Genomic DNA, 1,062 nt, shown 5'->3' with positions numbered 1-1,062 from the left:
GGGCGCCGCCCAAAGGCCGCATCAGGCTGCCGCCGAATACGCAGGCGGCGGTGTAGTAGCCGGCGGTGACCGGGCTCAGGCCGTATTGGTCGTTGAAATAGCCGGGCAGGGCGCTGGCCAGGCCGATGAAACCACCGAAGGTCACACTGTAGAAGAACATGAACCACCAACTGTCGCGGTCGCCCAGGGCTTTGAAGTAGTCGGCCATGGACTTGGCCTTGGGTCGTTGCGGGGCGTTGCGGGCGAGCCAGGCGAAGACGATCAGCGTCAGGATCAGCGGGATCAGTGCGAAGCCGAACACATTGCTCCAGCCAAACGCGGCGGCGAGTACCGGTGCCAGCAGGGCCGCGAACACCGTCCCGGAGTTGCCGGCGCCGGCGATGCCCATGGCCTTGCCCTGGTGCTCGGCGGGGTACCACTGGGAGGCCAGGGGCAGGGCGACGGCGAACGAGGCTCCCGCCATGCCGAGGAACATGCCCAGCAGCAGGGCTTGCTCGTAGCTGTGGATTCCGAGTTTCCAGGCGACGAACAAGGCGCCGATGACAATCACCTGGCCGATCAGGCCGGCGGTCTTGGGGGAGAGTTTGTCGGCGAGCATGCCCATCAGGAACCGCAGCACTGCGCCGGCCAGGATGGGGGTGGCGACCACCAGGCCGCGTTGTTGGGTGGTGAGGTGCAGGTCGGCGGCGATTTGTACCGCCAATGGGCCCAACAGGTACCAGACCATGAAGCTCAGGTCGAAATACAGGAACGCGGCGAACAGGGTCGGGGTGTGACCGGATTTCCAGAAGCTTGATTTCATCACGCACCTCAGCGGTAAGGGGTCTTATGAGAAGGCCTGGTGATGGAACGGCTGTGGCCGCTCCATCGGCCCCGGGCTATGGGGCCAAAACGAAAAAACGCCGCCACCGGGTTCGCTGGGGCAAACCGGGTGTGCGACGTCTTTGTCGTGGAGGGGGCAACCGCCGTTGGCTACCTGTGGGGATTCTTTAGCAAGAGGTGGGCCAACAGGGGGTGGGGGCGTTGTGGTGTGGTGTGGTGTGGTGTACATATCCGTTGCTG

At 64.4% G+C, this 1,062-nt stretch carries 1 protein-coding gene; it reads right to left on the bottom strand.

Annotation, left to right across the window (positions count from 1 at the left end):
* Nucleotides 1-802, bottom strand: an 802-nt coding sequence (locus tag HX846_RS35480) for an MFS transporter (protein ID WP_178967276.1), incomplete at its 3' end; no start/stop codon positions are given.
* Between the last annotated feature and the right edge of the window lie 260 nt (nt 803-1,062).

This window comes from Pseudomonas sp. K5002 (assembly GCF_013386655.1).
Classification (GTDB): Bacteria; Pseudomonadota; Gammaproteobacteria; order Pseudomonadales; family Pseudomonadaceae; genus Aquipseudomonas.
Note: the sequence above shows the minus strand (reverse complement) of the source record. Positions and strands in the feature narration are given on the sequence as shown.